16 protein-coding genes are annotated in these 18,613 nt (G+C 44.2%); 8 read left to right on the forward strand and 8 right to left on the reverse strand.

The window, feature by feature from the left end; all coding sequences use genetic code 11:
- Positions 1-292: 292 nt before the first annotated feature.
- Positions 293-1,438 carry a rod shape-determining protein RodA gene (rodA, locus tag ACAM39_RS04270; protein ID WP_309594479.1) on the reverse strand — a complete coding sequence of 382 codons (1,146 nt, stop codon included), beginning with the start codon at positions 1,436-1,438 and terminating at the stop codon, positions 293-295.
- 331 nt (positions 1,439-1,769) lie between these two features.
- Between rodA and ACAM39_RS04275 the strand changes: the two genes are divergently transcribed.
- Positions 1,770-2,708 (forward strand): D-Ala-D-Ala carboxypeptidase family metallohydrolase, encoded by a 939-nt coding sequence (locus tag ACAM39_RS04275; protein ID WP_369628331.1) that lies wholly within the window; start codon positions 1,770-1,772, stop codon positions 2,706-2,708.
- 38 nt (positions 2,709-2,746) lie between these two features.
- Here ACAM39_RS04275 and ACAM39_RS04280 read toward each other — a convergent pair whose 3' ends face one another.
- A complete protein-coding gene (locus tag ACAM39_RS04280) occupies positions 2,747-4,228 on the reverse strand; it encodes a M16 family metallopeptidase (RefSeq protein WP_369628332.1) in 1,482 nt (493 codons plus the stop codon).
- An 82-nt stretch (positions 4,229-4,310) separates the two neighbouring features.
- Complete coding sequence (locus tag ACAM39_RS04285; protein WP_369628333.1) at positions 4,311-5,825, reverse strand: M16 family metallopeptidase; 1,515 nt, start codon at positions 5,823-5,825, stop codon at positions 4,311-4,313.
- Between the two features lie 320 nt (positions 5,826-6,145).
- Between ACAM39_RS04285 and ftsY the strand changes: the two genes are divergently transcribed.
- Positions 6,146-7,357 carry a signal recognition particle-docking protein FtsY gene (ftsY, locus tag ACAM39_RS04290; protein ID WP_472828241.1) on the forward strand — a complete coding sequence of 404 codons (1,212 nt, stop codon included), beginning with the start codon at positions 6,146-6,148 and terminating at the stop codon, positions 7,355-7,357.
- Between the two features lies 1 nt (position 7,358).
- Positions 7,359-7,892: a methylated-DNA--[protein]-cysteine S-methyltransferase gene (locus tag ACAM39_RS04295; RefSeq protein ID WP_369628334.1), complete on the forward strand. Its 534-nt coding sequence runs from the start codon at positions 7,359-7,361 to the stop codon at positions 7,890-7,892.
- A gap of 19 nt (positions 7,893-7,911) precedes the next feature.
- Here ACAM39_RS04295 and ACAM39_RS04300 read toward each other — a convergent pair whose 3' ends face one another.
- Positions 7,912-10,581, reverse strand: a complete 2,670-nt coding sequence (locus ACAM39_RS04300) for an AAA family ATPase (protein ID WP_369628335.1) — start codon at positions 10,579-10,581, stop codon at positions 7,912-7,914.
- 296 nt (positions 10,582-10,877) lie between these two features.
- On the opposite strand from ACAM39_RS04300, the gene glpK reads away from it, so the two are divergent.
- The 3 genes from glpK (at position 10,878) to ACAM39_RS04315 (ending at position 14,588) form a co-directional block, all read left to right on the forward strand.
- The gene (gene glpK, locus ACAM39_RS04305; protein ID WP_369628336.1) at positions 10,878-12,476 is read left to right on the forward strand and encodes a glycerol kinase GlpK; all 1,599 of its coding nucleotides are present in this window, start codon (positions 10,878-10,880) and stop codon (positions 12,474-12,476) included.
- 394 nt (positions 12,477-12,870) lie between these two features.
- A complete protein-coding gene (locus tag ACAM39_RS04310) occupies positions 12,871-13,878 on the forward strand; it encodes an endonuclease/exonuclease/phosphatase family protein (RefSeq protein WP_472828242.1) in 1,008 nt (335 codons plus the stop codon).
- A 20-nt stretch (positions 13,879-13,898) separates the two neighbouring features.
- On the forward strand, positions 13,899-14,588 hold the full coding sequence (locus ACAM39_RS04315; RefSeq protein WP_135888138.1) for a TetR/AcrR family transcriptional regulator: 690 nt from the start codon (positions 13,899-13,901) through the stop codon (positions 14,586-14,588).
- A 99-nt stretch (positions 14,589-14,687) separates the two neighbouring features.
- Here ACAM39_RS04315 and ACAM39_RS04320 read toward each other — a convergent pair whose 3' ends face one another.
- Positions 14,688-14,828: an entericidin A/B family lipoprotein gene (locus tag ACAM39_RS04320; protein ID WP_065263488.1), complete on the reverse strand. Its 141-nt coding sequence runs from the start codon at positions 14,826-14,828 to the stop codon at positions 14,688-14,690.
- 304 nt (positions 14,829-15,132) lie between these two features.
- Between ACAM39_RS04320 and ACAM39_RS04325 the strand changes: the two genes are divergently transcribed.
- Positions 15,133-15,657, forward strand: coding sequence for a tRNA (cytidine(34)-2'-O)-methyltransferase (locus ACAM39_RS04325; protein ID WP_369628338.1), 525 nt, complete (start codon positions 15,133-15,135; stop codon positions 15,655-15,657).
- 9 nt (positions 15,658-15,666) lie between these two features.
- Here the strand turns inward: ACAM39_RS04325 and ACAM39_RS04330 are convergent, their stop codons facing one another.
- From ACAM39_RS04330 to tusD, 3 genes are read right to left on the reverse strand one after another with little or no spacing between them, the layout of a single operon-like run.
- Positions 15,667-15,987, reverse strand: coding sequence for a TusE/DsrC/DsvC family sulfur relay protein (locus tag ACAM39_RS04330; RefSeq protein ID WP_315263744.1), 321 nt, complete (start codon positions 15,985-15,987; stop codon positions 15,667-15,669).
- Between the two features lie 5 nt (positions 15,988-15,992).
- The gene (locus tag ACAM39_RS04335; RefSeq protein ID WP_315263746.1) at positions 15,993-16,325 is read right to left on the reverse strand and encodes a hypothetical protein; all 333 of its coding nucleotides are present in this window, start codon (positions 16,323-16,325) and stop codon (positions 15,993-15,995) included.
- A gap of 30 nt (positions 16,326-16,355) precedes the next feature.
- Positions 16,356-16,796: a sulfurtransferase complex subunit TusD gene (tusD, locus tag ACAM39_RS04340; RefSeq protein ID WP_369628339.1), complete on the reverse strand. Its 441-nt coding sequence runs from the start codon at positions 16,794-16,796 to the stop codon at positions 16,356-16,358.
- 373 nt (positions 16,797-17,169) lie between these two features.
- Here tusD and ACAM39_RS04345 point away from each other — a divergent pair, with 373 nt between their 5' ends.
- On the forward strand, positions 17,170-18,612 hold the full coding sequence (locus tag ACAM39_RS04345) for a glycosyltransferase family 4 protein (protein WP_369628340.1): 1,443 nt from the start codon (positions 17,170-17,172) through the stop codon (positions 18,610-18,612).
- Position 18,613: the final 1 nt, after the last annotated feature.

Here is an 18,613-nt window from a genome sequence, read left to right on the forward strand (position 1 = left end):
TTTACTTTGTTTCGGTATGTAATTGTTCAATCCTGATGACCCACAATAAGCAATTACGCGATTAAAATCACGATTTATTTAGATAAAAGGTATAAAAAAATAGATAAACGGTAAAAATTATTAAGTTTTACCATCATAATTGTTTAAAACTACTCATAAAAAAGATATCTTTTATGCTAACTTTTTTACTTTTTTTACATTTAAAAATACCAAGTTACATAAATAGTTACATAAAGAATCGTTTATAAATAGCCTATTTACAAACAAAATAGTTTCCAAGATAGTCTGACGGTTATTTAACATTATGCGAGGCAATTGACATCACTAAACCAAATCCTGCCATCAAAGTAATTAAAGCAGTACCGCCGTAGCTGATAAATGGCAAAGGAACGCCGACAACTGGCAAAATACCTGCCACCATGCCGGCATTCACAAACACATACACAAAAAATGACATGGCAATCGCGCCAGAGAGTAATTTGCTATAGACAGCGGTATTAGAGTAAGCAATAAATAAGGCGCGGCATAGAATACAAAAATACAGGAACATCAGTAAACTGACACCGATTAAGCCAAACTCCTCAGAAAAAGCCGCAATAATAAAATCAGTGTGACCTTCTGGTAAAAAGTGTAGATGAGATTGTGTGCCTTGTAGGTAGCCTTTACCTGTGAGTCCCCCTGAGCCAATCGCGGTTTTTGACTGCATGATATTCCATCCAGCCCCCAAGGCATCGCTTTCAGGGTCTAGCAAAGTCAGGACGCGTCTGCGCTGGTAGTCGTGTAGCAGGTATTCCCAAGCCACAAAAACAAAGGGAATAAACAGCGCCACCGCAGAGCCAATCATCCACCAAGGTAAACCCGATAAGAACAGCACAAATAAGCCACTAGATGCCACCAATAAAGAAGTACCCAAGTCGGGCTGTTCAGCAATTAGCAGCACCGGAATAACAATCGCCACCAGCGTAATAAGCACTGTCGATAAACTTGGCGGCAAGTCACGTTTGGATAAAAACCAAGCAGTAAGCATGGGCATACCCAGCTTCATAAATTCTGACGGCTGCACACTACCAAACCCAGGAATATCAATCCAGCGCTGCGCACCCAGACGCACCTCACCAATAATTTTGACCAGTATCAGTAATCCCACGCCACCCACATAAAAAAACGGGGTAAAATCACGGTAAAGACTGGGCGGGATTTGCGCCATCACAATCATTACCACAAACGCGATGGTAAAACTAATGGTTTGACGGATGACCATCCCCATGTCTTGAGCAGAGGCACTATATAAAATGGCTAAACCGAACAAAGCCGTGACAAACAATAGCATCAGCAACCAAGGGTCTAAATGCACGCGCTGCCAAAAGGAGGGTATACTGTCATTACCAAAGTGATGAGCTTGCCTAGAAAAACGGTACTGTCCAATCTTATCTACCATACACACCAAACATCAAATTAACCCGGTGACAATAAGTCTGTAAAAAGACACAAAAATAGGCTCAATAGTTTATATGGCTTAATGTGATTTTGGTAGTCTTAATAATGTAATAGTTTATAACACTTGTTTCATAGAAATAAGTCACTATATTAAGTGAGCGATTAATTAAGCTTAATTATGAAGTGAACATAACTATTAAGTAAAAATTAAGCTAAGTGAAAACAATTATCAAGTAGGCATGATTACCTAAACATATCAAGCCTACTTTTTTGACAGTTGCTCATAAGTCCGTGGTGTTTTTCCATTTTGACGAAACGTGAATAGGCAGTCCATGACACATCAAAACAAGACCAAAAATAAACCAACCATTATCGAAGACAACGCGCAAACAGCAAAGTATGCCAAGCCCGAGAGTGCCAACACCAAGAATATCAATACTACCAAGACTCAGAATACCAAAACCAAGATTTTAACAGGCATTGTTGGCTCAGGGATGATAATGACATTGCTTATCGCCTGTAATCATCCCGTCACACCCATGGATAATCGAAAACCGACTACGACCATCGTTCGTCAAACCCAGCCAAACCCTAAAAATACCACCGTGACACAGACTGATAATATGCGCGGTCTTATTCTCAACCGTCAAAACACAACCCGACCTACAACAGATTATGGCGCACTCAAAAATAGCACACGATACAATAGTAACGTTGTCTATACCAATGATGCAGATTTTAAAGATTGGTTAGCTAGCCACAGTTACCAGCAATCAGAAGTGTTAGCTTATCAAAATTATTTGCAAAGCCAATTAGGCACCATTCCGCCGATGGATCAGTTAATCACGAGTGCCAGAGATGCGCGCCGCTGCGGTTTTGAGCCGTATGAAGTGCCGCCTGCATCACTATGGCAAAATATCGTGCCCACCCTGCAAATGCTGCAGCAACTGCAAAAACAAGGTTATTTGCCGTATTCGACAGTGATACGCTCCGTGTATCGTAACCCTGCATTAAATGATTGCGCGGGCGGTGCGGGTGAGAGTAAGCACATGACCAATGGCGCGATTGATATTTGGATACCTGAAAACGAAGCCAATAAATGGGCGATAGAAAGCACCTTTGATGGGCTTTGCCAGTTTTGGCAATCCAACGGGCAAGCCTATAGTTTTGGACTTGGTTTGTATCCGACAGGCTCGGTGCATCTTGATACGCAAGGCTTTCGAAAATGGGGCGCAAGCCATAGCTCAAGCTCATCACCCTGCCGTTTTTAACCTATCGCAACTGTTAACCCGTTAACCTTTAACATGGGCTATTTAGCGATTTTTGTTGCGGTTGTTGTGTTTGGCGTGGCGTTACCAACCGTTACAATCAAAAACTTGTTAGGGTCAATGAGGTCTTTATAGCTTTGATTGACAGCGGTAAGGTCGGGGCGCTGCACGCGCGTCACGTAATCGGTTAAGTAACTATCTGGCAGCTGATAAAACCCCATCATACCAATCGTGGCATTCATGGCGGCATTACTAGCAAAGCTGGTGGGAAAACTGTTGATTAGACTGTCTTTGGTTAAAGCCAATTCGTTTGGCGTTACCCCTTTTTCTAGGGTATTTTTGATGACTTGCTTGGTCGCCTCAATCGCCTCTTGCGACTTTTGGTTACGGGTAGAAAAGCTAATGGTATAGCTACCTTGGGCAAGCATCGGCGTGGTGCTGCTATAAATGCCATAGGTGAGCCCGCGTTTTTTACGGATGTCTTCCATCAATCTGGCTTGAAAATTGCCGCCCCCGACGATTTCATCGGCAATGGCAAAGTTGGTTTGATGCTGCAAGCCTAAGCTATCCACCACGCGTTTTTGACCCAATTGCCCCATCAATACGGTGGTTTGGGTGCTGTCAAATGGGATATGAATCGTTTTAGCGGCGCTCAAAGGCTTAGCATCGGCAAGCTTTGGGGCAGCTGTGCCAACAGGCATTTGAGCGGTTAGCTGATTGGCAAGCGCGCGCGCGCGCTCAAGACTGATATCGCCTGTAATGGCAATATTCGCGTTCTTCGCCACCAAAAACTGCTGGCTAAAAGCTTTGAGATGGTTGGCATTAATTTTGGCAATGCTGTCTTCTGTGCCTTGGGTGGGGTGGGCGTAGGGATGATTGCCATAAAGTGCCTCAGCAAAGGCTTTGCTTGCGATGCTATCGGGGTCTTCTTTGGCCTGTTGTAGGCTGATTAGATACTGGGCTTTGGTACGTTCAAAATTTTTGTTCGGAAACGTAGGCTGGGTCATCATATCGCTCATTAAACCAAGCGCAGGGGATAAACGCGCTTCATCGGATAGACTGCGCAAACTCACAATAAACATATCTTTATAAGCCCGGGCAGATAAATCAATCCCAAGCTGCTCACTGGTCTCGGCAATCTCATCTTCGCTTTTATGGCGTGTGCCCTGATCGAGCATACTTGCGGTCAGACTGGCAATCCCAAAACCGCCTTTTTTAATGGCTTCATCACGAGCTGAGCCCGCATTAAAATACACACTGACATCCACAATCGGTAAATGATGGGTTTGTACCAAAGCGACTGGGGTACCCGAATCCGTCGTAAAGTGGATGATATTTGGTAATGTCACGTTTAACGGCGCTGTGGTTTTTAGGCTGGTTAATTTGTCTAAAGCGGCAATGGGTGCGGTGGGGTCAATATTGCCACTACTGTGAGCATCGCTATAGGTGGCAGGTTCAGCATGGCCCGCTTGCGAGGCAATGGTGGTCATTAGTAATAAGATTTTAGCTAAGCGTGGTTTCATTTTTTTTCTCAAAATTCTAAGGATAGTCTAACCGCCATTTGGGCAATTTAAGTCAGCATAAGTTAAGTTACTGGTTTTATAGTTATTTATTGGGTTTGTTTTCTTTCACCACATTGAGCACGGTTAAATTGTTGTTAACCAAATATTTGCTAGCGGCAGCGTGTAAGTCACTTTCTGTGATGCTATCTAAGATTTTGGGTAGGTTAAACACCATCCGATCATCAAGCCCAATGCTGTTTAGACTGCCAATCATCTGCGCTTGTCCGCTGATACTGTCTTGGCTATAAATTAAGCTGGTCATGGTGTTGGTTTTGGCACGGGTCAGTTCACTTTGTGCAATCGGTTGGGTTTTAAGCGCGTCAATCTCAGCAATGATTGCTTGTTTGGCTTGGGCAAGCGTCACGCCATCCCGCGGGGTGGCTTGGATTAAAAATAGCCCATCGCCCCGACTAAAGGCATTGTAACCACTGCCGACTGAGGCTAGTAGCTGTTTTTCCCGTACTAGGCGTTTTTCTAGGCGCGCAGATAGACCGCCATCGAGCACATCGGCTAGTAGCGATAGACTATAGGCGGTTTTGGGGTCTTTTGCTGTGGTAAGCGTAGGCACGTTAAACGCCATCATGACCATAGGTACTTGCACGGGTAATTGGGTGGTTTTTTCTTGATAACCACGAAAGCCTGGCTGTATCACACTGGGGCGCGTTGGCAGGGTTTGCGGTTTTTTATCGGCAAAGTATTTTTTGACTTCATTGATGGTGTCTGTCGGATTGACATCGCCCACGATTACTAAGGTCGCATTGTTGGGTGCATACCATGTTCTATACCAATCGGTTAAGTCGTTTAACCCAATGGATTCGATTTCTGCCATGGGACCAATGACCGATTCTCCTTTGGGGCTGTTCGGATAAGCCATTTTGCTAAACTGCTCATAGGCGCGGGCGTTTGGGTTGTCATCGGTACGCTGGCGGCGCTCTTCCATCACCACTTGGCGCTCAGCGGTAAAGTCGCTGTTCTTTAGCTGTAAATGGGTCATCCGATCGGCTTCAAGCTCTAGGGCGAGGGCTAAGCGATTGGCAGGGAAAATTTCATAATATGCAGTGTAGTCATAGCTGGTAAAAGCATTATTGCTACCGCCAAATTTGGCAATAAGGCGTTCAAAATCTGCTGAGGACACGTCTTTTGTCCCCTTAAACATCATATGCTCAAGCAAATGCGACATACCGCCTAAGTTAGTGGGTTCATCCGCGGCACCCACGCGATACCATACTTGGCTTATCACCACAGGGGAACGGTGATCTTCTTTGATAATCACCTTTAAGCCATTAGCCAGCGTATATTCATGGCGCGTTGCTGCCTTATCGCTGTCAAAATCTGTGGGGCTTGGCGTTTGCTGGGTTGTATCAGTTACCGCGTTAGCAGTTGGGTGGGATTTATTAGGCGTATTGGCTACAGTCGAGGTAGTTTTGGTCGGCATGGTTTTGGCTGCGATGGTCTGCGCAGTGCTGCAACCTGATACACTGAGCGCATAGGTCAGGGTGGCAGCAAGGATAGTAAGGTTAAAAAATGTAGGCTTTGACACAGGGTTTCGGTTTAACATAGTTTCTCTTTAACTTTTAGTCTTTAATCTGGTTTTTCTGATTGTGGAGCAATGGGGTTTGCGGGCATTATAAAAGATAAACCATGATAACGGATGTTGACATTGATTGCTATTTGAAAGGCCATTGCACGATTAAGTATGACTAAATACCACCTGCAAATTTTTAGTGCAACAAGCTGTGAGCTGACAGTTTTTTCCCATACCACACATCCTATGGGTTTAAGGGGTTGACAGCATGTTTATTTCAAACTGCGAACAAACACTGTTATAATTTTATACATCTCGATATTTTAATGACAAATTTAACCATAGGCGATGATATGAGTAGCAACCAATTTAATAACAATGCTTCTAATAAGGTGGTAATTAATTTTAATAACCAACCAACTAATTTTGATGATGCTACGATGCCCAATCTGCCTGTGCAAGATGTGCCAATTATTGAAACGCCGCGTATCGCTGAAGCCGCCCAAACGTCAACGCTGCAAGCACCCGTGACACCCCAATCTGTGTCACCAATACCGCAGAGCCAACACCAAGGTCAGCCTGCACCCACACAGCAGCCATCTGCCAATACGGCTGCGCCAACCGCAGAACCTGAACAAAAAGGCGGCTGGTTTAGCCGCATGAAGCAAGGCTTGTCAAAAAGTCGTAAAAACTTGACCGAAGGCTTAACCAATATTTTGATTGGTGGTAAAGAAATTGATGATGAACTACTAGAAGAAGTCGAAGACCAACTGTTGGTCGCCGACATCGGTGTGAATGCCACCAATCGCATTATCAAAAACTTGACCGAAGCCACTGCCCGCGGTGATTTGATTTATTCACATTCACTGTATAAAGCGCTACAAAAAGAACTAACCGATATCTTGACACCCAAAGTTGCACCGCTGGTGGTGGATGCTAGCACAAAACCGTTTGTTATCTTGGTCGTTGGGGTCAATGGCGTAGGTAAAACCACCACCATCGGTAAACTTGCCAAACGTCTGCAAGGTGAAGGAAAATCAGTGATGTTAGCAGCGGGTGATACGTTCCGTGCAGCAGCCACCGAGCAATTGCAAGTTTGGGGGGAGCGCAATAATATCCCTGTTGTCGCCCAAGGTCATGGCTCAGACAGTGCCTCGGTGATTTTTGATGCCATTCAATCTGCCAAAGCCCGTGGCATTGACGTACTGATTGCCGATACTGCAGGGCGTCTACAAAATAAAACTAATTTAATGGAAGAGCTGAAAAAAGTGATTCGCGTCATGCAAAAAGCCGATCCGACAGCGCCGCATGAATCCATGATTGTGCTCGACGCCGGTACAGGACAAAATGCCCTAAATCAAGTAGAAATCTTCAATGAAGCAGTGCCACTGACAGGCGTGACCGTGACCAAATTGGATGGTACGGCAAAAGGCGGCGTGGTATTTAATATCGCTGAAAATACCAATGTGCCGATTCGTTTTATTGGCGTGGGTGAAAAAATTGATGATTTGCGCCCATTTCAAGCCGATGATTTTGTCAAAGCGCTATTTGAAAAAGATGAATAACATGATAATGACGTCTTATCAACTTGCGAAAAATTTGCCAACCGTGACGCTTGTGGCGCACCAAGGCTGTTTGATTGCGCTCGATTGGCATACGCAAAAGACCCATGACCTATTAGCTAAGCACAAGGCAAAAGTAGCCGTCATGAATTCGGTAGCGTTAAGTCACTCGATTGATGCCGATGCAAAAGTGCTAGTAGAGACCATTACCCAGCTAAAGGAGTATCAGGCAGGTCAGCGACAAGTATTTGATATGCCCATCGGCATTTACACAGGCACACCTTTTCAGCAAAAAGTATGGCAAGCATTACGACAAATCCCTTACGGTCAAACAATCAGCTATGCACAGCTTGCGCTACAAGTGGATAATCCCAAAGGCTTTCGCGCAGTCGCGCAGGCCAATGGCCGCAACCCACTAAGTCTCATCATTCCTTGCCATCGCGTGATTGCCAGCGATGGCAAATTGGGCGGTTACACCGGTGGGATCGAGATTAAGCAAACATTGCTTGATATAGAGCAAGCAAGTTATCAGCGATAAACAATAACCCAATGAGGCGTTATTCTTTGTCATCTGCGTCTTTTTCTTCCCAAGCTTCTAAGCGTTCATAAATACGACCATAAACGGTATTTTTACGATACTTGCCTTTTTTGGTCATCTCATCCGGCGCCAGACCCGTCAATAGATACATGGCTTCATTGACATGCTCTACGGCATAGATGGTAAATTTACCTGCCGTCACGCTATCGATGATATCTTGACGTAGCATCAATTGCGCCAAATTGGCTTTGGGTACAATCACCCCTTGTTTACCCGTCAAACCTTGCTCGACACACGCATCATAAAACCCGGCGATTTTGGCATTGACGCCGCCGACCGCTTGGACTTGACCAAATTGGTTCATCGATCCTGTAACCGCCAAGCTTTGATTAATCGGGGTTTGCGATAGGGCAGACAGCAGCGCGCAGGTTTCGGCTACTGTCGCGCTATCGCCATCGATACCGCCATAACTTTGTTCAAAAGCCAGCGATGCAGTAAAGTTGAGCGTGTGGTCTTCTGCAAACAGTGCTTTTAAGTAACTGCTCATAATCAGCACACCTTTGGCATGGATAGAGCCGCCTAAATCCACATCGCGCTCGATATCAACAATGTCGGCGTGCGCGGCACTGTGGTGCACTGACGCTGTTAATCGCGCAGGCATGCCAAACTCACTATCTGCGTAGCTGATGACCGTTAGCGCATTGATTTGACCAATCGCTTTGCCTTGGGTGCTAATCAGCTGTTGCCCTTTTTCTAATTCTTGCCAGAACAATTGCCGTAAATAGCCCGAGCGGTGACGAATATCATCAATGGCTTGACGGACATGGCTAGCGGTCACTGTGCTTGCAGGGCTAAGCTCTGATTGATTGATGACCGCATGCCGATTGGCTTCGAGTAATAGCTGCGCCAATCTATCCCCATGTAGGCTTAACTCATGCTGGTCTTCTGCTTGCTCGCTGAGATAATCCAATAAACACGCCAACGCGGTGTTATCAAACGTTAGCAATTGGTATTTGCTTATCATATCAGCAATTTTGGCTGTCATCGCTTGTTCATTGGCGTGACTGCGTACCACGCGATCGTGAAAATCTGCACGGATTTTGAATACGGCATTAAATTCAGGCTCAAAATCTAGCAGGTCATAATATAAGTCTGGCTCACCGAGTAAAATAACTTTCACATCAAGCTTAATCGGTTGTGGCTCAAGGCTAATACTGCCGGTCAGTGTCAGCATTTGCTCAAGGCTCGACATTTTGATTTGGCGGCTTTGTAGTGCGCGTTTGAGACCTTGCCACGCATACGGATATTCAAGCAAATTAGTTGCTTCAAGCACCAAATAACCACCATTCGCACGGTGCAGTGAACCGGCGCGAATCAGACTGACATCCGTTGACACGGTACCCAAATGGGTAATTTGCTCGACATGACCGAGTAAATTTAAATGGGTGGGTAAGTCTTCAAATACAATCGGTGCGCCTTGATCGGGCGCATGGCTGGCAATCACATTGACAAAATAGCGCGCTGGCAATGGCGAAAAATGGCTGGGCAAAAACTCTTCATCATCTTCATTGATGATTCGTTCTACATGATTGACGATATCGTCATGCACGTCTTGCAAATACTTACGAACCTTTGGTAAGTCTTGATACTTGTCAAATAACGGCTCCATCAGAGGTTTTAAGGTACGCCGAGTCAATGAATGGTGTAGCGCTTGTAGGGTCTGATTGGCTTCATCTTCAATTTGCTCAAGCTCAACGGTCAATTGGCTCAAGCGTTTTTGCATATGGTTCTTATCTTGATAATTGGCAACATACGGCGATTTTGGGGTTAAACCAAAGCTGGCTTGATTGGTTGCGCTCGAGGTATTACTAGATGTGCTAGTTGTGGTGCTAGAGGTTTGATTGGCTTTAAGTGGTAAAACTGGCGCTTTGCCACTGGCTTTTTGGCGACCCAATTTATTAGCAGGTTTGATTGATAAATAACCATCGCTTGGCTCAATATCATTGTAACTGTCATTGTCATTGTCATTGCCATCGGCTCGGTTGTCACTAAAATCAGATTTGATAAAAATCGGTTTATTGTCTGAAGGTCGCAGCGCCAATGCAAGTGAATACTGTTTGCCTTCTTCATGCAGCGCATGATAGACCTGTTCTTCACGAAGGCTAATTTCATTCTTTATGGCTTCTACTTTACTTTGATAGTGCTCACTGCGAAAACGCTGATTGAGCTGACGTTTGGTGGTTAGCCAAAAGGTTTTGACATCTTCCGCTAATTGCTTGCCCATGCCAGCAGGAAGGTCAAGCGCAATCGGGGTGCGCGCATCAACAAAATTATGCACATACACCCAGTCATTGGGCGTGGGTTTTTGTTTGGCGTGTGCTTGTAGCAGGCGAGTGATTAAGGTGCGTTTGCCCAGTCCGTTTTCACCTGCAGCAAAGATATGATAACCATTGGCATTGATATCAAGTGCAGTGGCAATCGCTTTACAGGCGCGCTCTTGCCCAAAGCCAATCTCAAGCGTTTTGGTATGGTTGCTATCTGTTGGCAAGGTCGCTGGGTCGGTATAACGGCGCAACTGCGAGATTGCAACAGGCTGTAAATTGTCAGATTTGATGGTATCGGTAATGATAGAAGAGGATTTTGAGGTCACAGGGGTAGTACGAACAGATTTTGCAAAGGTATTTTTCATAAAACAAGTTTCATCAACGCATTAAAAAGCGGTAGTGGGAAAGATCAACAATGACAGTTAGAGTGACAGTGCTTAGGGTCTGAAGTCTAAGCTTTAGGATCACTTATAGTTAACAGATAGGTTTTGGTAAGTAGTAATAAAGTATCCGTATGATGTGGTTTTTTGTTGATAAAATCAATGGCTATTTTTCGCGAATCGTTGCCTTAAGGTTTCAGCCGCAGTAATATAAAAGTTGATGGGTAAGTATTTGCTAAGATAATATATTGAAGCTTAACACAATCGTTTGAGACAACAACATGGCTAAAACAGAAAACGGATTTATTTTAGCGCTGGATCAGGGCACTACCTCAAGCCGCAGTATCATCTTTGATAACCAATTAACCCTCATCGCCATTGCCCAAAAACCGCTTAATATCATCACCCCAAAATCCGGGTTTATCGAGCAAAATGCCAATGACATCTGGCAAACCCAAATTAGTACCGCCCAAGAAGTGATTGCCAAAGCAGGATTATTGGCGACAGATATTTCAGCCATCGGTATCACCAACCAACGTGAGACCACCATAATTTGGCATAAAAAGACGGGTAAGCCTGTCGCCCCCGCCATTGTCTGGCAAGATAGACGTACCCATCAGTGGTGCAGAGACTGGCGTGATAAAGGCTTTGATGCCAAAATCCAGCAAATTACCGGATTACGTATAGATCCGTATTTTAGTGCCAGCAAAATTGTATGGCTGTTAAACCAAAACCCTAAGCTTCGCCAACAAGCGTTAGCAGGTGAGTTGGCTTTTGGTACTGTGGATAGTTGGCTACTGTTTAACATGACAGGCGAGCATAGCATTGATATCACCAATGCGTCACGCACCATGCTGATGTCTTTGCAAACAGGCGACTGGTCTGAGGAGTTATTGGATTTATTTGATATTCCCAAAACCATGTTACCTACCATCAAGCCATCAGATGGCGATTTTGGGGTCACCAAACAAGGGATGTTTGGCAAACAAATCCCAGTCACGGCAGTGCTAGGCGATCAGCAAGCCGCCTTGTATGGGCAGGGCTGTAACCGGGCAGGCATGGCAAAATCCACCTATGGCACGGGCTGTTTTTTATTAATGAATACCGGCGATAAGCCCTGTGTCAGTCATCAGCAATTACTCACCACCGTCGCTTGGCAAACCACAGAGGCAAATCACACTCGTCAATCTAACCGTCATGAACCTTCAGGTAAATTGCCCAACTTGTTAAAACCTTTACAAAATTTACAACGACATAAAAAAACAAGCCTCACGCAAACACAATATGCGCTTGAAGGCAGTGTGTTTATGGCAGGTGCCATCGTGCAGTGGTTACGCGATAACTTAGGTATGATAGCGCGCAGTGAGGACATTGAAACCTTGGCGGCGCAAGTACCAGATAGCCAAGGGGTGACCCTGATTCCTGCCTTTACCGGGCTTGGCGCACCTTACTGGCGAGCAGATGCTACCGCAAGACTTATCGGGCTGACACGTGGCACTAGCAAAGCGCATATCGCTAGAGCCGCCTTAGAAGCGATTGCGCTACAAGCTTATGATGTGTTAATCGCCATGCAAAAAGATAGCCCTGTGCCACTGCATGAACTGCGCGTGGATGGGGGCGCTGCCAATAACAATATTTTAATGCAATTTCAAGCCGATATACTCAATGTCCCTGTGCTGCGACCGACGACCACAGAGAGTACCGCAAAAGGGGTGGCATTATTGGCAGGGCAAGCGGTGGGGCTATATGATGACACTAGCATTGGTGAAAGTTGGCAGTTAGACCGTATCTTTGAGCCCAAGATGGCCTTGTCTGAACGCCAAGCCATCGTTGAGCGTTGGCAGTTTTATATTAATCAATTATTAAACGAACAAAATTAAATCAAGAAAATCATTAAGACGACTCTAAACAACTAAAAATAATGTAAAAACAAATAGTTAACTATATGAAAAATTTTTTAAATACTCGACACGAGAGTAATTTTCGTTAGCAAATAAGGTGATTAAGTAAAAAAAAGCACTTTATTTACCCAATTTTTAAACCTAGCTTAAAAATATCAGCAAATTTTGGCTAAAAATAGTGATTTTTTGTGTAGAAATTGAATAAAAAAATGTATAATGCTCCAGAATTCGACACTGTGTTGACAGTGATGAAAGTTACTATGATAAAAGCTACGATGATAAAAGTTACGAAGATGAAAGTTAGAAGTTTTTTTGGACAATGTTGGTATAAGCAAGCAGGGATAACTGGTAACTCAACATTAAGGATATGACAGTGGACAATCAATTTGTTATCGCTACGGCAAATTTACTTAACTTTGCACTGCCCAATCGGGTTTTTTATCGAAACCAAGACGTGTATACGCCGCAGCAATATCAACAAAAGATTAATGCACTTGCCCCCATTTTTCGGCAATTGCAAGCTGATATCATTGGTTGCCAAGAAATTTGGGATGAGCAAGCACTCATTGACTTATGTCATGCAGCCGGTCTCAATGACTATCATGTCAGTGTGCCACTAGCCAGTAATCAGCCAGACAGTCCATTAACCCAAGGACGAGGCGCAGTTGGTACCCCGAGCGTAGGTTTGGTATCGCGTTTTGAGATTGTTAATACACAATTGCTCACGCAGATGCCTGCGATTGCGTTGTTAGATGTTCCTGATGTTGGGCTTTATCAACAATTTAATCGCCCCCCGCTGATTGCTGACATCAGATTGCCAAATGGCATGGTGGTCACCGTGATTGTGGCGCATCTAAAAAGTAAACGCCCTGAGTTTTTAGAAAACGCGCAAGGCGAGCCGTTAGAAGATCGCAATGATCCGCTAATTCGAGTCCGCGCCAAGCTGCGCAGTCTTTGTATGCGGGCAGCGGAAGCGGCAGGCATTCGCCAAGTGGTCATCGAAAAACTGTCACACAACAACCATCCGCTGATTTTGTTAGGGGATATGAATGATGTGATGCAAAGTGTCACTTGTCAGCTTTTAAGCGAATCGGGCGAAGTATTTTATGATAAGTCGATGCGGGATATCGTGCTGTATGATGCCTCTACGGTACAAAGCCGTATGCACTGGCTGAAAGATGTGGCTTACACCCATATCCACCAAGGTATGCCAGAAGTGCTTGACCAAATTTTGGTATCTGAACAATTTTTAGCTGATAGTAAATTTAACATCGGCGAAGTATTACAAGTAGATTATTTTAACGATCATCTCAAATTTATTGTAGAACAACGCCCAACCGATCATGGATTGGTACGGGCACAAATTAAACTTTATTCATAATCAGTCGATAGAGAGGAAATATGTCAAGCGCTTATGATGAAAAAATTGAGGATGTGTTAGTGGACTCTGAGCTCGCTCGCCGCTTGGTTCCTAACAAATTCAAGTTCACTAGCCAGCAAGGTCGTTTGCGTCGCCAAAAATTATTAGCCGCTGCCAAAGAGTTGAGCGCGACTCGACCTGTCAGTGAGATTAGTTTGGCTGATGTGTGTGAACGAGCGGACATTCCCAGAGCCTCAGCATATCACTTTTTCCCAAACGTTGAAGCGATTTTTTTGGCATTACGTTTTTTAAATGCGATAGAAATCTTTAACAAGCTTGAAAAAGTCGATGCCAAACAATTTAGTCGCTGGCAGGCTTATATCACCACAGTCATTGAGACAGGCGTTGATATTATTCAATCCGATTTAACGGTTGCCCGTTTGATTTATGAGACCAATACCCCAGATTTTGAGGGCAATGCCTTTGGCAGTGAAATCGAAAAAAGCCTGAGCCAAATGGTGTATGATAAGTTGTCTGAGCATTATAAAATGCCGGCTTTAGAAACCATTCATCAGCAATTGTTAGTCGCGTACGGTATTATCAATGGTATTTTTATTTTAGCTTATCGCTCAGAAAAAGAAATTACCGATGCCTATCGTCAAGAAGCGATTACAGCGGTGATAGCTTATCTACGTTGTTATTTACCTGAAAATTTGCCAAAAAACGGCTAGTTTTATAACCTACTAGGGTTATAACCGATAGCCAATAAAATAGGCAATAAAAAACCCATCAGCGAGATGGGTTTTTTTACTTAAACAGAAAATCTACGATTAGATTTTGTTTTCAGTTTTTTGTGCGGTAGTGGTTACTGCGTCACCTGTTTTTGATACGTCTTTACCAAAACCTTTGATTGTATTACAACCTGTGACAGCAAACATAACAGCGATTGATGCAGCGATTAATTTTTTCATTTTAAATTTCCTCAGATATATCCATTATTTTTTAACAGTTTTTAACTACCAGGTTAAATCATGCGACTTTATTGATTCATAGAAGATTGGTTCATAAAATTCAAATAAAGTAAAACATGCTTGGTAGAGCCATGGTAATGCAGGTTAGTCTAACGTCGCTATAGCGTTAATGTAACCAAAACTATCAAGTTGTAAAAAAAACTTAAATTTACGCAATAAGTATAGGTTTTTTGTAAATTAATCTTCGCATTTAGCGCTTTTTTATTTCAATCTGTTTTATTTTAATCTGGTTAAGGATGTCGATATGATTCATGTGGTATTAGTTGAACCCAAAATGCCAAGCAACACAGGCAATATTATTCGGTTATGCGCCAATACGGGTTCAACACTACATTTGGTTGAGCCATTAGGGTTTGAGTTAGAAGATAAAAAATTACGCCGAGCAGGGCTCGATTATCATGAATGGGCAAATGTCAAAGTACATGCCAATTGGCAGGATGCACAAGACAGTCTAAGCCAAAGTGGGGTACAAAGAATCGTTGCCTTGACCACCAAGCTTAGCAAACCTTTATATGATGAAGATTTTGCGCAACTGGCAAATATCGCTTTGGTATTTGGGTCAGAGACAGCCGGGTTACCCGAGCCAATTCGCGCGGCAATTGGGCAAGACAACTGGTTGCGTTTGCCTATGTTGCCGACCTCTCGCAGTTTAAATTTATCTAACAGCGTGGCAATTACATTATTTGAAGTTTGGCGTCAGCAGGGGTTTGGCGGTGATAACGGTCACAGTATCGGTTATGACAATCTCGTCCCTTATGACCCAAAATAATCTCAAAATTTATAAGCAATTTGCAGGTTTTGGCAACCCTGCAATGCGGTTGACATGACGCGCGACGAGACCCGTGTTAAACATGGCTTGCAATTTGGCATTATCAACCGCCAATGAGGGCAATTGCTTGGATAAAAACTTGATTAAAGGACGGGTCGTCGGTGGATGGCTGTATAAATCATAATATTGACGCACTGCGTCTATGATTTGATAGTGCTCAGGGGTTAACGTGACATCTAGCGTGTTCGCCAATTGTTGCGCGATATCTGGTGACCATGTTTGATGCGCTATCAAATGACCGTCTTGGTCAAGTTCGGGAAGTTGGGTCATAGTATTTATAAGTCAAAAGTGGTATCAAAATGAGGCGGTGTGGTGGGCTGTAACGTGACTTGAGCACACCAATCAAAGTCTGCTGATTGGTTCGCTTGCCATGCTTTGAATCTATCAAAATCCGCTAGCGCCAGCCAAGCGGGCGCCATATCATACATATCAAGGGATGCTAGCATATGGGCAAGCTTGCCCGTGGGCGCATCAAGTAGTAAGTTTAGCATGCCATGACCGATAGTCAGCTGAATTTGGTGGTCAAACGCCGCCAGCGCAAACGCCATTGATAAGGCTTCATGACAAAGCAAAAACGTGTCAGCGTGAATATTAATGACAATTTTCATAGTAAACCGCTATCGCTAAACCCATCCCAATTAAAACTGATAAACCGTTTTTGCACTGTGCAGATGCATGGCTAATTCACCCAAACCGACTAATTCAAAGCCATCTGCCAAATTGTCACCTTGTAGCTGATGTCTAGTTGCATTGTCAGCATCTGTCACCCCGCGAGCCAAAGCGGCACTCACACACACTTGAATGGTTAAATCATGACTCATAGCAAAGCGTTGCCAATTTTTTGCCATATTTTCGATATCATCTGGCAGCCAAATTAATCGGTTGGCCAACATCACCGCATCACTATATAAGAAAATTTTAAAATCCGTAGTAGTCAACGGGTTTTGCTTAACGGTTGTTTTACTATGGTTTGCACATAGCGATTGGGCGCATTCAAGCGCTCGTTTGGTAAGCGGATGACTAGGTGCGTGTGTCATCAGCATCACAATCGGTGTATCGAGCGTCGAAGTATTTGGCATAGCGGTATTCGATGTATTTATCAAATCAGTCATTTAACCATCTATAAGGCATTAATCTATAAAGCTGCAATATGCTCGCTATTTTAGCAAAATCGACCCCTATTTGCGATACTTGTAATAGCTGCGATAGGTGTGACAGTTGTAATAGTTGCGATGCAATTGTCATCAAACTGTTATCAAATTGACATGAGGTTGTCAATGGCGGCTTATAAGCTTAACTCATACAAAGGATTGATTTAATTTACCGAAACGGCTTTTGTAGTCAAACAAAGCAGTCGGTTATAATGGTTGATAACATACTATGAGTGACAATACTGTAAACACTAATTTGTACCAGGCTTACTCTGACACTCAGACGACGTCAGCAAATCACATGAATCCCTCAACTCAAGTTGCAGGCACGCCTTTTCATGACAATAGGCCATCTCTGCATATCGCTTTGGTAACTGAAACGTGGTTGCCCGATATCAATGGGGTAGCCTCAAGCGTTTATCAAATCATGCGCGAACTCAAATCGATGGGTCATCGCATCACTTTGATTCGCCCCAAACAAAGCGATGAAGTCGAACAACATACCCTAACAACAGGGCTTAACACCGCGGCTGTTAACACTGATTTACAAGTGCCAAGTTTGCCCATTCCTTATTACCCGCATCTGCGCATGGGGCTACCTTGTTACCGATTTTTAACGAAGCAGCTGCGCAAGCTTCGTCCTGATATTGTACATATCGTGACGGAAGGTCCTTTGGGGCTTGCGGCGTTGATTGCTGGCAAACAGCAAAGAATTAAAGTCTCTTCAGGTTATCACACCGCGTTTCATGATTTTAGCCGATACTTTGGCTGGAAAGTTGTCTCATTGCCTTTGCTTGCGTATATGAAGCGTTTTCACAACCAGTGCAATGCCACATGTATTCCAAGCCAGACCACCCAACATCAGCTGGCTGAATTTGGTTTCAAGCATTTGTACCAAGTCGGTCGTGGCGTTGATACAGCGCGCTATGCACCGAGCAAACGTAGCCAAGCATTACGGCAAAGCTGGGGCGTGGGCGAGGGTACCACAGTGTTAATGTGTGTGAGCCGTGTTTCCCCTGAAAAAGGTATGGATACCGTCATTAAAAGCTTCAAAGCGCTACAATTACAGCAGCTGCATCGTCATGTTAAATTAGTGATTGTCGGTGATGGACCGTACAAAGAAGCGCTCGTTAAAAGGCATGCCAATGATACAAGCATTATTTTTGCAGGCTTTAAAACAGGCGAGGCGCTGGCAAGTTATTATGCCAGTGCCGATGCTTTTGTATTTGCTAGTCAAGTGGAAACTTTCGGTAATGTCGTCACCGAAGCAATGGCATCGGGTTTGCCAATTTTTGCCTATCATGATGCGGCTGCGGCGCTGTTGGTGGATGATAGTTGTGGTAAAACCGTACCGCTTGGGCAAGAACAACGCTTTGTAGAGATGATCAGTGAATTGCCTAAACAACAACAGCTTGATCAGATGCGACTAGCTGCACGACACAAGGTAGCTGCTTTTTCTTGGCAAAAACCTGCCCAAGAAATGTTGACCATGTTTTATGAAGTGCTATCAATCCAGACCAATACCCTAACAGCCAGCACAGTGACGCCAGCCATTTTGCCTTCTCAAGCACTAGCTCAACATCCGCTAGCGGATTCGACAATCGCCCCCACACCTCAGCCAGTTCCGCCGACTCCGACTGTACCTGTAGCGACAAAAAAACAGCCACGATATAGCCACTCAACCCAAAATAGTCACCTAACCCCAAGACCTGCTGAATCTGCCGCGTTTTTTTCCAAAACGTGAT

The organism is Moraxella sp. K02, from assembly GCF_041154755.1.
Taxonomy (GTDB): domain Bacteria; phylum Pseudomonadota; class Gammaproteobacteria; order Pseudomonadales; family Moraxellaceae; genus Faucicola.

Excerpts from the sequence above, each read along its gene's own strand:
- rodA (WP_309594479.1), bottom strand. The coding sequence starts at position 1,438 with ATGGTAGATAAGATTGGACAGTACCGTTTTTCTAGGCAAGCTCATCAC.
- ACAM39_RS04275 (WP_369628331.1), top strand. The coding sequence starts at position 1,770 with ATGACACATCAAAACAAGACCAAAAATAAACCAACCATTATCGAAGAC.
- ACAM39_RS04280 (WP_369628332.1), bottom strand. The coding sequence starts at position 4,228 with ATGAAACCACGCTTAGCTAAAATCTTATTACTAATGACCACCATTGCC.
- ACAM39_RS04285 (WP_369628333.1), bottom strand. The coding sequence starts at position 5,825 with ATGTTAAACCGAAACCCTGTGTCAAAGCCTACATTTTTTAACCTTACT.
- ftsY (WP_472828241.1), top strand. The coding sequence starts at position 6,146 with ATGAGTAGCAACCAATTTAATAACAATGCTTCTAATAAGGTGGTAATT.
- ACAM39_RS04295 (WP_369628334.1), top strand. The coding sequence starts at position 7,359 with ATGATAATGACGTCTTATCAACTTGCGAAAAATTTGCCAACCGTGACG.
- ACAM39_RS04300 (WP_369628335.1), bottom strand. The coding sequence starts at position 10,581 with ATGAAAAATACCTTTGCAAAATCTGTTCGTACTACCCCTGTGACCTCA.
- glpK (WP_369628336.1), top strand. The coding sequence starts at position 10,878 with ATGGCTAAAACAGAAAACGGATTTATTTTAGCGCTGGATCAGGGCACT.
- ACAM39_RS04315 (WP_135888138.1), top strand. The coding sequence starts at position 13,899 with ATGTCAAGCGCTTATGATGAAAAAATTGAGGATGTGTTAGTGGACTCT.
- ACAM39_RS04320 (WP_065263488.1), bottom strand. The coding sequence starts at position 14,828 with ATGAAAAAATTAATCGCTGCATCAATCGCTGTTATGTTTGCTGTCACA.
- ACAM39_RS04325 (WP_369628338.1), top strand. The coding sequence starts at position 15,133 with ATGATTCATGTGGTATTAGTTGAACCCAAAATGCCAAGCAACACAGGC.
- ACAM39_RS04330 (WP_315263744.1), bottom strand. The coding sequence starts at position 15,987 with ATGACCCAACTTCCCGAACTTGACCAAGACGGTCATTTGATAGCGCAT.
- ACAM39_RS04335 (WP_315263746.1), bottom strand. The coding sequence starts at position 16,325 with ATGAAAATTGTCATTAATATTCACGCTGACACGTTTTTGCTTTGTCAT.
- tusD (WP_369628339.1), bottom strand. The coding sequence starts at position 16,796 with ATGCCAAATACTTCGACGCTCGATACACCGATTGTGATGCTGATGACA.
- ACAM39_RS04345 (WP_369628340.1), top strand. The coding sequence starts at position 17,170 with ATGAATCCCTCAACTCAAGTTGCAGGCACGCCTTTTCATGACAATAGG.